Consider the following 12,567-nt stretch of genomic DNA (forward strand, 5'->3'; position numbering starts at 1 on the left):
TCGCTTGGTCTTCCTGATTGCAGTTGTCAACCAAACGAAAGTATATGCTGCGCACTTCAAAGCAAATGAATGTTGATTTTATCGAACGAGACATATTGCTCGCTTCTTTAAATAAGAATTATCAACGAATATTATTAACCGTAATTATAATAGGAGCATTTTTAAGGGTGTTTCATTTTTTTGATAACAGATCTTTATGGATTGATGAGCTCTATCTGAATGTAAATCTGATAAAAATGAATTTTATAGATTTGCTTACTAAGCCAATGGATTACCAGCAAAAAGCACCGCTTGGTTATCTGTGGATGACTAAGCTTTCTGTTCTGTTATTTGGTAAAGGGGAAAGGGCATTGCGCTTGTCTTCATTGGTAGGTGGAATAGCTTCAATTTTATTGTTCGTGCCTGTTGCACGTTTCTTTCTAAAGCCATGGTCTGTTATAATAGCAGTTGGCATCCTCGCTTTTGGTGAGCCTTTCGTTTACTACACCACAGAAGCTAAGCAGTATGGTATTGAGCTGCTAGCTTCAGTACTGGCTTTATATCTCTTTGTGAAGTTTCAACATCGTTTAGAAGTTAAGCACCTTTTATTGTGGGGTATTACCGGTGGAATATTAGTATGGTTTTCTAATAGCTCGATATTTGTCTTAGCAGGAATAGGGATTGTGGTAAGTTGTAATCTGCTACTCAAAGGCGAATGGAAGAGCCTGTTTTTTAAGCTCATTCCTTTTGGTATGTGGCTAGTAAGCTTCGCTCTTGTATACTTTTTGTTTTTGCGTAATTATGCTGATTCTGGTTGGCTCAAAGATTTCTTTGAAACGGGTTGTAATGCTTTTCTGCCACTATTTTCTCCTTTATCAGAAAACATAGAATGGTTTGCTTATACGCATTATATCCTATTAGAGCGGAATCTTGGCATGTTAGTTAAATTCGGGAAGAATATAGTTGGACCTGATATAAAAGACTATTCCACTGTACAGACTTTTTTTAGATTGCCCTTCTTGCCAATTCTACTGGAGTTGGTAGGTGTTGTTGCTTTGTTCAGGAGAAACAAGTATCGTCTGTTCATACTTGTTGTACCTATAGCGTTAACGCTGGTTGCATCTGCGTTTAAGGCGTATCCTTTTTTTGAACGCCTTATTATTTTTCTTGCTCCACTATTTATTCTTCTTATTTCTTATGGTGCGCAAGTTACCGCTGAGGCTTTTGGCAGGCGAAATCGAAATCTAGTAGCCTCGATTTTAGTTCTGCTTTTATTGTTCCCGCCCACGTGGAACGCAATACGGTTCACTGTAGCACCCGACCGTCTGCTGAAAAAGGAGTATAACAGAGAAGCTATGCTTTATGTTAATGATCGGTATAAGGAGGGAGACGCTGTATATGTTTATTGGAACGTGAACCATGCATACAAGTATTATAAAGAAGCGTATAATCTTAAATATGATGCGGTAGGGCGTGACGATTTAAGGCATGCAACTGCTACTAAGCAGGAATATTACGATAAAGTACGTCAGCAATTCGGTGATTTAAGTGATAAAAAGAGAATTTGGATTGTTCATTCTCCGGAGTTAAGAAATAATATTGGCGACTATGTAAGTCCACATCTTCGTACACCAAAGTGGTATTACAATGAAAACTTTTCTCCGGGGAAAGAATTAGAAAAAATAGCGCACGAATTCGGTGCAGCTCCCATAGATAGTTTCCATAGGCAGAATATTAGTGGCCATAATATTATGGTTAAATTGTATGTCCTAAACAAGTGAAATAGTGCTGCCACATCCTATGCTATAGTTCGATGGATGAGGATGCCGCTTAGGCAGAGTAGCACATCGTTGTACTGCATCGGGCGTGCCGTGCAGTGGTAGTTCCTATATTGGTGCTTCTATCATTTATGTCGTTCCCGTATGCGCTTAGTGCTGTGTTGCCTGCTTGTAGTTTCAGGGTTGTTCTTTGGAGGCTTCCAAAAAAAGGAGCCCTCGAAACCAGTTGCCAAGGCTAATACTGTGCTTGTCTTTTACAAGACGAGCGGTTTCTACCACACCTCCATTCCAGCTGGTATCAAGGCCATTCAGCAGCTTGGGCGCGACAACAACTTTCGCGTTGATACCACCAATGATGCGGGGCGCTTCCAGCTTGCTACTTTACGGAAGTACAAGGCCGTGGTGTTCCTGAGCACAACCCAGAATGTGCTGAATCCGGCTCAGCAAACTGCATTCGAGCAGTACATCCGTTTGGGGAGAGGCTTTGTGGGGGTGCATGCCGCCACGGATACTGAGTATGAGTGGGCCTGGTACAACAGCTTGGTAGGAGCGTATTTCAATGGCCATCCTGCTGTGCAGCAGGCTACGGTAAATGTGGTCGACAGCGGCCATCCTGCCACAAGTTTCCTTCCGGCTCGGTGGGTACGCACGGATGAGTGGTACAACTTCCGTAATCTAGCGCCGGATTTGCGGGTGCTAGCGACGTTGGATGAAACCAGTTACTCGGGCGGTACCAATGGCACCACTCACCCGATTGCTTGGTACCACTCCTACGATGGTGGTCGTGCGTTTTACACTGCCGGCGGCCATACCGATGAAAGCTACCAAGAGCCTTTATTTCTGCGGCATTTGCTGGGTGGCATCACTTACGCAATAGGCAAATAAGAACCCGTGGCGCAGTAGCTATCTGCTCTGCCTCGTTTTGCCGTCCACAATCTTGCTAGCTAGCATATCTCATGTACCGCGCTGGTTACCCGGCGTAGGTCCACTTCGGTCATGGCTGAGCCAGAGGGTAAGCAGAGGCCACGGGCGAACAAGTCGGCGCAGACGGTGCCACCGTACATAGGAGTAGCGGCAAAAAGCGGCTGCAAATGGAGGGGCTTCCACAGGGGCCGGCTTTCGATGTTGCGCGTTTCGAGGTGGAGCCGTAGTTGTTCGGGCGTGATACTGGTTTCAGTGGGGTCGAGGAGGAGTGTGGTAAGCCAGCGGTTGCTGCGGTTTCCGGCTAGCTCGACAGGTGCTACGCGCAGGCCACCCACATCGGCTAGCTGTTCCCGGTACCACGCATGAATTTCACGGCGCTTTTTCACCCGTTCTTCAATAAGCTCCATCTGGCCCCGACCTATACCCGCCAGCAGATTGCTGAGGCGGTAATTGTAGCCGGTTTCGGAATGCTGGTAGTGAGAAGCAACATCTCGGGCCTGGGTAGCTAGGTGCCGAGCTTTCCGCGCCCACTCGGCATTGTTGGTGACCAGCACACCGCCGCCGCTGGTAGTAAGAATTTTGTTGCCGTTGAAAGAGAAGACGCCAACTGCACCAAATGTGCCCAGGGGCACCCCTTCGTGGCGAGAGCCCAACGCCTCGGCTGCATCTTCGAGCACGGGTATGTTGTACTCCGCTGCCAGGGCCAGAATCTCACGCAGTTTTGCGGGCATGCCGTACAGGTGCACAACGAGCAACGCCTTTGGCCGGCGGCCTTGTTGAAGTTGGTCTTCTATGGCTTCGCGCAGCCGCTCCGGGCACAGATTCCAGGTGTCGGTTTCGCTGTCGACGAAGACTGGCGTGGCCCCGAGGTAAGTGATAGGGTTGGCGGTTGCAACGAAGGTAAACGAGGGGCAAAGCACCGTATCACCCGGCCCAACACCCAACAGAATCAAGCCTAAGTGAATAGCGGCAGTGCCTGAGCTAAGCGCTACGCAATGGTGGGCACCGGTGTACTCGCAGATGTCTCGTTCAAAACCATCGAGGTTGGGGCCAATAGGCGCCACCCAGTTGTCCTCAATGGCTTTATGGAGGTAATTCAGTTCGTGACGGCCGAGGTGGGGCGGAGACAAATAAAGACGATCGTAATCCTGGCTGCGCATCAGACAAATGTAGCACAAGCTGTATGGGCGCTTAGGCTTGTGCTGAGAAAGAATAAAGTGAATAGAGATAAGTTAGGTACTGGCCAATTGTGAGGTTCATTCAGATACATGCAAACGGCGGTTGGTTAAGCCATGCAAATGCTTGCAGCGAATACATTCAACAGAGCATTACAGTGCTTGTTGCTTGATGGCTTGAGCAGGTACTCCCACAGCAGTGCAGTTGGCGGGCAGGTTACGGACCGCAACGGCACCGGCGCCCACAATGGTGTGGGCTCCCACCTGCACCTGATTGATAACCGTGGCGTTGGTGCCTAGGTACACCCCCTGTGCCAGATGAGCGGCGCCACCTACGTTGGCGTGAGGCATCAGAGAGCAAAAGTCCTCCAGCACGGCGTCATGCCCAATCGTGCAGCCCAAATTGAGCAGCACGTGCTGACCCAGCACAATGTCGGTGGTAAGAATGCAGCCCTGGCTGATGATGCACCCTGCGCCAATCTGTACGTTTTGGTAAGGGGCACAAGGCACTCCTGGGTGGATGAGGGTAGCGAAGGATAGGAGCCGGGAGGTTAAGCGCTGTACTACCGCCGCCCGGCTTCGGCTGTTGCCCATGGCCACTACCACGTGCAGCGGTTCTGAAACGGCATTTAGGTCGGCGGCCGCGCCCAGATAAGGCAAGCCATGTAGCGTACCAGCTTCCGGTTGTGCATCATCATAGAAGCCCATCAACTGCCAGGTGGGCTGCTGCTCGTTTATCTGATGCACCAATACCAACACCTCCCGGCCTAGACCACCAGCGCCGAAAATAGCCAGCGGGCGCAGGGGCGAAGTATTGGCCATGTGCTTTTCAAGAGAAAGGGGGGAGGTCATGAGACGCTGATAAGTCGGTGGAGTGAGACGACGAGCCGCGGAAACGGTCGTTTGTGGCTTGGCCGGGGGCAGTGATGCCGTGCGCGCCCAACACGCGCACGGCCGTGCGAAGCAAGATGCGCAAGTCGAGCCCGAAGCTGGCGTGGTCTACATACCATACATCGTACAGAAACTTCTGCTCCCAGCTGATGGCATTGCGGCCATTTATCTGCGCCCATCCGGTAAGCCCCGGCAACACCAGGTGGCGACGCGCCTGCGCTTGAGAATACAACGGCAAGTACTCAGGCAACAGGGGGCGGGGCCCTACTAGACTCAATTCTCCCCGCAGGACATTCCACAGCTGGGGCAATTCATCGAGCGAGGTGGCACGTATCCAGCGCCCCAGGCGCGGTAGCCGCTGCGCATCAGGCAGCAGGTGGCCGTGGGCGTCCTGGGTGGTCATGGTTTGGAGTTTGTAGAGCGTAAACAACTGCCCATGCAGGCCGGGCCGCAACTGCCGAAATAGCCAAGGTCCTCTGTTCTGGATAGCTAGTAGCGCCGCCACCACCACCAGCACTGGAAACGCAAGCAGCAACAGCGGAAAAGCTAGCCCTACGTCCAGAACGCGCTTGCCCCAGCGGCGGTACCAATCGGCGGAGTGCGGCATCTGTGTGAATCTGGCGGTTTGGGGTGCAAGTTGTGTTATTCCGGGCACTTCACTTGTTTTCAGCTGGAAGAAACCGGGAATTTACAACGGTTCTGGCTGCTAGTGAAACAGCAATTTACTGGCAAGGGGCGTAAAAAGGCTAAGGCAATGAGGCGGCGGCTATAGGAGGGGAGTATCGATGCAGGCGCGGCTAGCAGGCACGGGAATAGGCTACTTAAGCAACAGTGGTAAGGGAACCCTTGAAAGCATGCGCTACATTTGCGGCATGCTCGTTTTTCCGAATGCCAAACTCAACCTCGGCCTCTACGTCACGGGCGTACGGCCCGATGGTTTTCGCAACCTTGAATCTGTGTTTGTGCCGCTTCCGTGGTGCGACGCGCTGGAGGTGTTGCCCGCCGCTGATCACGCAGAAAGCACCCTCACGCTTACCGGCATACCCATCCCCGGCGACCCAACAACCAACCTGTGTTATCGTGCTTACGAGCTACTACGCGCCGACTTCAACCTGCCGCCCGTACGGCAGCACTTACACAAAGTAGTGCCTATTGGGGCTGGCCTGGGCGGTGGTTCGGCCGATGCCGCGTTTGCCTTGCGAGCCTTGAGCGAGTTGTTTGAGTTGAAGCTGACCTCCGAAACCCTAATAGGCTACGCCCGCCGGCTCGGCTCCGACTGTGCCTTCTTCGTTGCCAACAAACCCGTCTTTGCTTACGAGAAAGGGGATGTATTCGAGGATATAAGCCTTGATCTGACGGGTACTGCCTGTAAAGTAGTGTATCCGGGCCTGCACATCAGCACGGCCGAAGCCTACGCCCGCGTACAACCCCAGCCACCCCGCCACGACTTGCGCTCAGCCTTAAGCCAGCCGCTGGAAACCTGGCGCGAAACCGTCAGCAACGACTTCGAAGATGCCCTAACGCCTACTTATCCTGTGCTCAGGGAAATTAAGCAGCAGCTGTATGCCGCTGGAGCCGCTTACGCTAGCCTGTCGGGCTCTGGTTCGGCAGTGTATGGGTTGTTTCCGGGCTTGGAGCTGCCGCCCAACTTGGCATTGCCAGCGGAATACTTGGTTTGGGATGGCCGACTGTAGTGTGGCTACACCAATACCTCAGCAGCCTCTTTCTGCCGGGTGCGGCGTTGGTTCCACTGGTCGATGACGGGGTGAATAAGCACGCTAAACAGAATCACGACCGTGCCTAGGTAAAACCCAACCGACATTTTTTCTTCGGTGCCGAAAATAAGAACCGCCAACAGGATGCCGTACACGGGCTCCAGGTTGATGGTCAGATTCACGACGAAAGCCGACAGCCGCTTCATCAGTTCCACCGACGACGAGAAGGCGTAAACCGTGCACACGCCCGCCAAAACGCCCAGCCACAGCCAATCGTAGCCGTAAAGGGCCAGCTGTAAGCCGTGGCCTTCGGTGAAGTACCGGCTGTAGATGGGGAAGAACAACACAATGCTAAGGCAGGCACCGCCCATCTCGTAGAAGGTGAGCCGGAGCGGGGTGTGTCGCTTCACCAATTGAGAATTCAGCACGCTAAACAGCGCCGATAGTCCCGCCGACAGAATAGCCACCAGCAACCCCGCCAGTTGGTCTAGTTCCGCCCTCGACACCAGGTACAGCCCCACCATCGTGAGCATACTGAGCCCCACCTCGTAGGCGCGTACCCGCCGCCACAGCAGGAGCGGCTCAAGCAACGAGGTCCAAAGGGCCAGCGTAGCCATACCAGCCAAACACACACTCACCGACGACAAGCGTGCGGCCAGGAAAAACGTAATCCAATGCACCGCAACCAGCGCGCCTACTCCCAACAAGCGCAATGCCTCGGCCGGCGGAATACGCCACGCCATCTTCCGTCCGGCCAGCAGTAGCCCCAAGCCAGTAGTGGCTAAGAGAGTCCGCCAGAACACCAGCTCCACCGGCGGCACCGAAATGAGCTTGCCCAGGATAGCCGTGAAGCCCCAGAGCAACACAATGAAATGCAGGCGGAGGTAGTCTTTTAGCATAGGTAAAATGGTGAGTTTGTGAAACAGTGAGTTTGTGAAATGAAGAGTCTGCACCGACTATGGTAGTCGAACATCAAACTCACTATTTCACAAACTCACCATTTCACTAGCTAGCGCGGTACCACCCGATACAACACCAGCCCAATGCAGGTGAAGACGATACTAGGTATCCAGGCGGCCAGCATTGGGTTCAGGTCGCCGACTTGCGCAAAGTTACGGCTCAGAATAACGAAGATGATGAACACGAAGGCCAGCACGAAGCCCAGCGCAATCTGCCCACCTACGCCAGCCCTCGACTTTCGGGCACTCATAATCACCCCGATAATGGTGAGGATGAACATGGCGTAGGGATAAGCGTACCGCTCGTACTTGTCGCTGAGGTAGATCTGCGTGTCGGAAGCGCCCCGGTCAATCTTTTGCTGAATGTAGCGGTTCAGTTCAGGCAGCGTCAGGGTTTCGCTTAGGCGGTAGGTGCTGGCAAAATCCTTGGGGTACAGGTTGAGCGTAGTGTCGCGCTGGGGTAGGGTAAGCAGGGTTTCTTTAGGCCCGTTGATGACGCGAACCAACTGCGGCGAAAGGCGCCAAGCACGTTTGGTGGAATCCCAGGTAATGGATTCGGCCGTAAGACGGCGTTTGAGCAGCGTACCATCCACCGTTTCCAGGGCAAACTTGTAGCCCACGTTGTTCACGTTGTTGTAGCTCTCCATGTAGGCGTAGCTCTTCGGCCCGATTTTGATGTGCACGTTGCGCCCCTTATACACATAGGGGTTCTTAACGTACTTGCGCTCGAAGTCCACCCGGGTCTTGTTGGCGTACGGAATGATCCAGCCGGTCAAACCCACCGTGATAACGGCCAGTATGGTGCTGCCCATAATGTAAGGCACCAGCAGCCGCTTAAAACTCACGCCGCTAGCCAGAATGGCCACAATTTCAGTGCGGGCGGCTAGCTGCGCCGTCACGAAAACCACCGCAATAAACACGGTAATAGGGGAGAGCAAGTTGGCGTAATACGGAAACAGGTTCACGTAGTACTCCAGCATAATCTGCTTCACCCCCAGGCTGTGCTTAAGAAAGTCGTCGTTCTTCTCGGTGAAGTCAATCACGCAAATCACCATCACCAACACCACCACGGTGAAGAAGAAGGCCGTGAGAAATTTCTTGAGAATGTATTTATCGAGAATGCGCATCGTGGAGTATCAGACTATCAGAACGTCATGCCGAGCAAGACAACGAAGCTCGAGCCTATAAGCGCGTCATCACTTGCACCACCATTTTCTCTTTCCACTCGCGGAAAGTGCCGGCCAGAATCTGTTGGCGCGCTTGCTTCACCAGCCACAAGTAGAAGGTGAGGTTGTGGATGGAGGCAATTTGCGGACCGAGCATTTCCTTGCTGTGAAACAGGTGGCGCACGTACGCTTTTGAATAGAACGTACTAACGTAGCCACCTAGTTCAGCGTCAATGGGTTCGAAGTCGTCGGCCCACTTCTTGTTGCTGATGTTGATGATGCCTTGCGTGGTGAAGAGCATGCCGTTGCGGGCATTGCGGGTGGGCATTACGCAGTCGAACATATCCACGCCCAACGCTATGTTCTCCAAAATATTGGCCGGCGTACCCACGCCCATTAGGTAGCGCGGTTTGTCTGTAGGCAGAATGTCGCACACCAGCTCGGTCATCTCGTACATCAGCTCGGCGGGCTCGCCCACGCTCAGGCCGCCAATGGCGTTGCCTTCGCGCTGTTGCTCGGCAATGAACTCGGCTGACTTGATGCGCAAGTCTTTGAACGTACTGCCCTGCACAATTGGGAACAGGGTTTGGGAGTAGCCGTAGTGGCCCTCGGTGCTATCGAAGCGCTGAATGCAGCGTTGTAGCCACCGGTGGGTCATGTCGAGGGAGCGGCGGGCGTAGTCGTACTCGCACGGCCAGGGTGTACACTCATCAAAGGCCATGATGATGTCGGCCCCAATGGTGCGCTGAATGTCCATCACGCCTTCCGGCGAAAACAAGTGCTGGCTACCATCAATGTGGGAGCGGAATTTCACGCCTTCCTCCTTGATTTTGCGCGTGCCGCTGAGCGAGTACACTTGGTAACCTCCCGAGTCGGTGAGGATGGGCCGGTCCCACCCGTTGAACTTGTGCAGGCCGCCAGCCTTGTGCAGTACATCGAGGCCGGGGCGCAGGTACAGATGATACGTGTTGCCCAGGATGATTTGGGCCTGCACGTCGTCTTTCAGGTCGCGCTGCTGCACAGCCTTCACGGTGCCAGCCGTCCCGACGGGCATGAAAATAGGCGTTTCTATGGCGCCGTGGTCGGTGTGTACTACGCCGGCGCGGGCTTTAGTATGAGGGTCGTTGGTTACGAGGTCGAAAGTCATGCGGCATTGAGTTGCCAGTTACCAGTTAGGGGTGTCAGTCAGCAAGCGTCCTGGAAAGAACAAACCGGCAACTAGCAACCCGCAACTAGCAACTGATAGGACTACAAAGGTACTTCGCCCACCTCGAATGCCTACTTTTGCGGCCTAATTAGAATCTCTGTTTTGCTGCCTCATTTTTCGCTGGCCGTTTGGCTGCTACTGGCTACTGTGCTGGTGCAGCTTTTCTACGTGGTCTATTACTTTCTGCCTTTCGCCAACCGCCCACCCGAACCGGCCCCCGATACCAGGCTAGCGCAGCCGGTGTCGGTGGTGGTATGTGCCCACAACGAGCTAGAGAACCTACGCCACCTGCTCCCGCTGCTGCTAAAGCAGGAATATCCCACTGACTTTGAAATCGTGGTGGTTGACGACCGTTCCACCGACGATACATTTCTGTACCTGCAGCAGCTGGCGCAGTATTACGCGCAGGTGCGGCTGGTCACGGTAAGCAACACCCCACCGGGGCTGGCCCCCAAGAAATACGCCCTTACCCTCGGCATCAAGGTGGCCCGCTACTCGCACATGGTCTTCACCGACGCCGACTGCATCCCGGCCACCAACCAGTGGCTGCTGTGTATGCAAGCCGGTTTTCAGCGTCCCACCGATTTAGTGTTGGGCTACTCGGCCTACACTGCCGAACCCGGATTTTTGAATAAGCTGATTCGGTTTGAAACCTTAGTTACCGGGGCACAGTATCTCTCGTTCGCGTGGCGTGGCAAACCGTACATGGGCGTAGGCCGAAATCTGGCTTATACCAAGGAAGTGTTCCGCGCCACTCGGGGGTTTGCTTCCCATATCCGCAGCCTCAGCGGCGACGACGACCTGTTCGTGCAGGACGCCGTAGCGCAGGGCAAGCGGGCGGCCGTAGTGGCCGATCCAATTGCGCATACACTCAGTGAACCAGCCCACAGTTGGTTTCAGTGGTGGCGACAGAAACGGCGGCATATGTCGGCGGGTCGGCGCTACCGGATAGCTGACCGCTTGCGCATTGGAACCTTTATAGGAAGTAATATGCTTTTTTATGGTATTAGTTTGACTTTGCTGTTTTCACGCCCCGATTGGGTACCTTTGGCCGGACTATGGATGCTGCGCATAATAACGGTTTCGACCACCTACCAGCGCCTCAGCCGACGCCTTGATGACCCGTTACCGGGCGCATTGCTGCCGGTACTAGACCTTGTCTACTTTTTTTATTATCTCGCTTTAGGAATCTCTCTGTTCCTCTACCGTACCCTCAGATGGAAGTAAACAATCCGGAAAAACAGTTCTCAGCTAAAGCCAAGCACGACTTCAAATTGATTCGGGCCGCCGTGGAAAACGCCGATGAAAAGGCGTATGCTGAGTTAATGCATATTTATAAGAAGCCGGTGTATCATGTGGTGCTGAAAATGGTGCGTAATCCCGACGATGCCGAAGACCTCACCATCGAAGCCTTCGCCAAGGCATTCCGCAACCTGCACAAGTTCAATCCGGAGTTTGCCTTCAGCACTTGGTTGTTCCGTATTGCCACCAACAACTGCATCGACTTTATTCGCAAGAATAAAATCAAGACGATGTCGATTGACTCGGCCATCAAGATTGACAACGGCGACGAAATCACCATCGATTTCCGCGACCAAAACCTGAATCCGCAGGAGTCGACCATCAAAAACCAAAAAATCGAAATCATGCAGCACGTAGTGTCGCGGCTGCCCGATAAGTACCAACGCCTCGTTACGCTCCGGTATTTCGATGAGCTGAGCTACGAGGAAATTGCGCAAGAGCTGAAAGCTCCCCTCGGTACCGTGAAAGCTCAACTGCACCGTGCCCGTGAGCTGCTCTATGACATGGTGAAAAACAAGAAAGAAATCATCTAGTGAAAAGCCCCGCCGCAAGTCGGGGTTTTTTTTATGCCGTACACACCCGGAACGTCATGCTTGATCTGGCGTCCGCTTATCGAAGCATTTTTACCGCTTCGTTGAATGAACCAGGTGAAGCAGTAGAGATGCTTCGACAAGCTCAGCATGACGTGCTAACAGCTGCTACCTTTGTCCGCACCATGGATATCATCAACCACTACTTCCCGCACCTCACCGACCACCAGCGCCAACTATTCCAGCAGCTCGATACCGAGTTCCGCAGTTGGAACGAGCGCCTCAACCTAGTGGCCCGCACCGACGTCGACAACTTGGCAGAGCGCCATTTTCTGCACTCTCTGGGCATAGCGAAAGTAGTGGAGTTTCCGGCCGGCGCGTCGGTGCTGGATGTGGGCACGGGTGGCGGCTTGCCGGGCTTGCCGCTGGCGATTCTGTTCCCAGAAGTGAAGTTTCACCTTGTAGACAGCATCGGCAAGAAAATCCACGCCGTGCAAGAAATGGCCCGCGACTTAGGCCTTGCCAACGTGACGGCCGAGCAAATCCGCGCCGAGCAGCTCCGCCCCAAGTACGACTACGTAGTAAGCCGCGCCGTAGCCCGCCTCGCCACTTTCCACACCTGGATTGCGCACCGCTACAAACCCCACGGCGATGCCACCAGCGGCCTCTATTACCTCAAAGGCGGCGACCTAACCGAAGAAATCGAAGAGTCAGGCCTCAAAGCCACCATCACCGACCTTAAGGACTTTTACGCGGAGGAGTTCTTTGAGACGAAGAAGGTGGTATTCGTGCCGACTAATTCGGGTGGGAGAGGGCAATAATGGGTTTTTATTGTTTCTCAAATGACCGTTTGGAAAACGATACGGGAGCCAAAAAGCTTTTCTAAAAGCTGGTTTAAGTAGTACTATGGACACTCGATCAAATACAGGCGCGCCACACGC

Annotated in this window: 12 protein-coding genes; 6 read left to right on the forward strand and 6 right to left on the reverse strand. The window is 53.4% G+C overall.

The window, feature by feature from the left end:
* Positions 1 to 44 precede the first annotated feature (44 nt).
* Together MTX78_RS04470 and MTX78_RS04475 are read left to right on the forward strand one after the other, a co-directional pair.
* Positions 45 to 1,760: a glycosyltransferase family 39 protein gene (locus MTX78_RS04470; RefSeq protein ID WP_243800281.1), complete on the forward strand. Its 1,716-nt coding sequence runs from the start codon at positions 45 to 47 to the stop codon at positions 1,758 to 1,760.
* A gap of 240 nt (positions 1,761 to 2,000) precedes the next feature.
* Complete coding sequence (locus tag MTX78_RS04475) at positions 2,001 to 2,642, forward strand: ThuA domain-containing protein (RefSeq protein ID WP_243800282.1); 642 nt, start codon at positions 2,001 to 2,003, stop codon at positions 2,640 to 2,642.
* A 59-nt stretch (positions 2,643 to 2,701) separates the two neighbouring features.
* Here the strand turns inward: MTX78_RS04475 and MTX78_RS04480 are convergent, their stop codons facing one another.
* From MTX78_RS04480 to MTX78_RS04490, 3 genes are all read right to left on the reverse strand, one after another.
* On the reverse strand, positions 2,702 to 3,841 hold the full coding sequence (locus tag MTX78_RS04480) for a DegT/DnrJ/EryC1/StrS family aminotransferase (protein WP_243800284.1): 1,140 nt from the start codon (positions 3,839 to 3,841) through the stop codon (positions 2,702 to 2,704).
* A gap of 168 nt (positions 3,842 to 4,009) precedes the next feature.
* The gene (locus MTX78_RS04485) at positions 4,010 to 4,708 is read right to left on the reverse strand and encodes an acetyltransferase (RefSeq protein WP_243800286.1); all 699 of its coding nucleotides are present in this window, start codon (positions 4,706 to 4,708) and stop codon (positions 4,010 to 4,012) included.
* Complete coding sequence (locus MTX78_RS04490) at positions 4,686 to 5,354, reverse strand: sugar transferase (RefSeq protein WP_243800288.1); 669 nt, start codon at positions 5,352 to 5,354, stop codon at positions 4,686 to 4,688. The genes MTX78_RS04485 and MTX78_RS04490 overlap by 23 nt, the downstream gene beginning before the upstream one ends.
* A gap of 247 nt (positions 5,355 to 5,601) precedes the next feature.
* On the opposite strand from MTX78_RS04490, the gene ispE reads away from it, so the two are divergent.
* Positions 5,602 to 6,441, forward strand: a complete 840-nt coding sequence (gene ispE / locus MTX78_RS04495) for a 4-(cytidine 5'-diphospho)-2-C-methyl-D-erythritol kinase (protein WP_317258926.1) — start codon at positions 5,602 to 5,604, stop codon at positions 6,439 to 6,441.
* 5 nt (positions 6,442 to 6,446) lie between these two features.
* Here ispE and MTX78_RS04500 read toward each other — a convergent pair whose 3' ends face one another.
* The 3 genes from MTX78_RS04500 to tgt form a co-directional block, all read right to left on the reverse strand.
* Positions 6,447 to 7,361: a DMT family transporter gene (locus tag MTX78_RS04500; protein WP_243800290.1), complete on the reverse strand. Its 915-nt coding sequence runs from the start codon at positions 7,359 to 7,361 to the stop codon at positions 6,447 to 6,449.
* Positions 7,362 to 7,471: 110 nt separating this feature from the next.
* Positions 7,472 to 8,548, reverse strand: coding sequence for an LptF/LptG family permease (locus tag MTX78_RS04505; RefSeq protein ID WP_243800292.1), 1,077 nt, complete (start codon positions 8,546 to 8,548; stop codon positions 7,472 to 7,474).
* A gap of 55 nt (positions 8,549 to 8,603) precedes the next feature.
* Positions 8,604 to 9,734 carry a tRNA guanosine(34) transglycosylase Tgt gene (tgt, locus tag MTX78_RS04510; protein ID WP_243800294.1) on the reverse strand — a complete coding sequence of 377 codons (1,131 nt, stop codon included), beginning with the start codon at positions 9,732 to 9,734 and terminating at the stop codon, positions 8,604 to 8,606.
* Positions 9,735 to 9,896: 162 nt separating this feature from the next.
* On the opposite strand from tgt, the gene MTX78_RS04515 reads away from it, so the two are divergent.
* From MTX78_RS04515 to rsmG, 3 genes are all read left to right on the forward strand, one after another.
* Positions 9,897 to 11,021, forward strand: a complete 1,125-nt coding sequence (locus tag MTX78_RS04515) for a glycosyltransferase (protein WP_243800296.1) — start codon at positions 9,897 to 9,899, stop codon at positions 11,019 to 11,021.
* Entirely contained in the window at positions 11,012 to 11,629 is a 618-nt protein-coding gene (locus MTX78_RS04520; RefSeq protein ID WP_206982444.1) for an RNA polymerase sigma factor, read from the forward strand. The genes MTX78_RS04515 and MTX78_RS04520 overlap by 10 nt, the downstream gene beginning before the upstream one ends.
* Before the next feature lie 182 nt (positions 11,630 to 11,811).
* Positions 11,812 to 12,447, forward strand: a complete 636-nt coding sequence (gene rsmG, locus MTX78_RS04525) for a 16S rRNA (guanine(527)-N(7))-methyltransferase RsmG (protein WP_243802808.1) — start codon at positions 11,812 to 11,814, stop codon at positions 12,445 to 12,447.
* Positions 12,448 to 12,567 lie beyond the last annotated feature (120 nt).

Origin of the sequence: Hymenobacter tibetensis, assembly GCF_022827545.1 — a bacterium.
In the GTDB taxonomy this organism is placed as follows: Bacteria; Bacteroidota; Bacteroidia; order Cytophagales; family Hymenobacteraceae; genus Hymenobacter; species Hymenobacter tibetensis.

What these genes read in the sequence shown, in the direction of transcription:
- MTX78_RS04480 (WP_243800284.1), bottom strand. Translation starts at nt 3,841, where the DNA reads ATGCGCAGCCAGGATTACGATCGTCTTTATTTGTCTCCGCCCCACCTC.
- ispE (WP_317258926.1), top strand. Translation starts at nt 5,602, where the DNA reads ATGCGCTACATTTGCGGCATGCTCGTTTTTCCGAATGCCAAACTCAAC.
- MTX78_RS04485 (WP_243800286.1), bottom strand. Translation starts at nt 4,708, where the DNA reads ATGACCTCCCCCCTTTCTCTTGAAAAGCACATGGCCAATACTTCGCCC.
- MTX78_RS04470 (WP_243800281.1), top strand. Translation starts at nt 45, where the DNA reads ATGCTGCGCACTTCAAAGCAAATGAATGTTGATTTTATCGAACGAGAC.
- tgt (WP_243800294.1), bottom strand. Translation starts at nt 9,734, where the DNA reads ATGACTTTCGACCTCGTAACCAACGACCCTCATACTAAAGCCCGCGCC.
- MTX78_RS04500 (WP_243800290.1), bottom strand. Translation starts at nt 7,361, where the DNA reads ATGCTAAAAGACTACCTCCGCCTGCATTTCATTGTGTTGCTCTGGGGC.
- MTX78_RS04505 (WP_243800292.1), bottom strand. Translation starts at nt 8,548, where the DNA reads ATGCGCATTCTCGATAAATACATTCTCAAGAAATTTCTCACGGCCTTC.
- MTX78_RS04520 (WP_206982444.1), top strand. Translation starts at nt 11,012, where the DNA reads ATGGAAGTAAACAATCCGGAAAAACAGTTCTCAGCTAAAGCCAAGCAC.
- rsmG (WP_243802808.1), top strand. Translation starts at nt 11,812, where the DNA reads ATGGATATCATCAACCACTACTTCCCGCACCTCACCGACCACCAGCGC.
- MTX78_RS04490 (WP_243800288.1), bottom strand. Translation starts at nt 5,354, where the DNA reads ATGCCGCACTCCGCCGATTGGTACCGCCGCTGGGGCAAGCGCGTTCTG.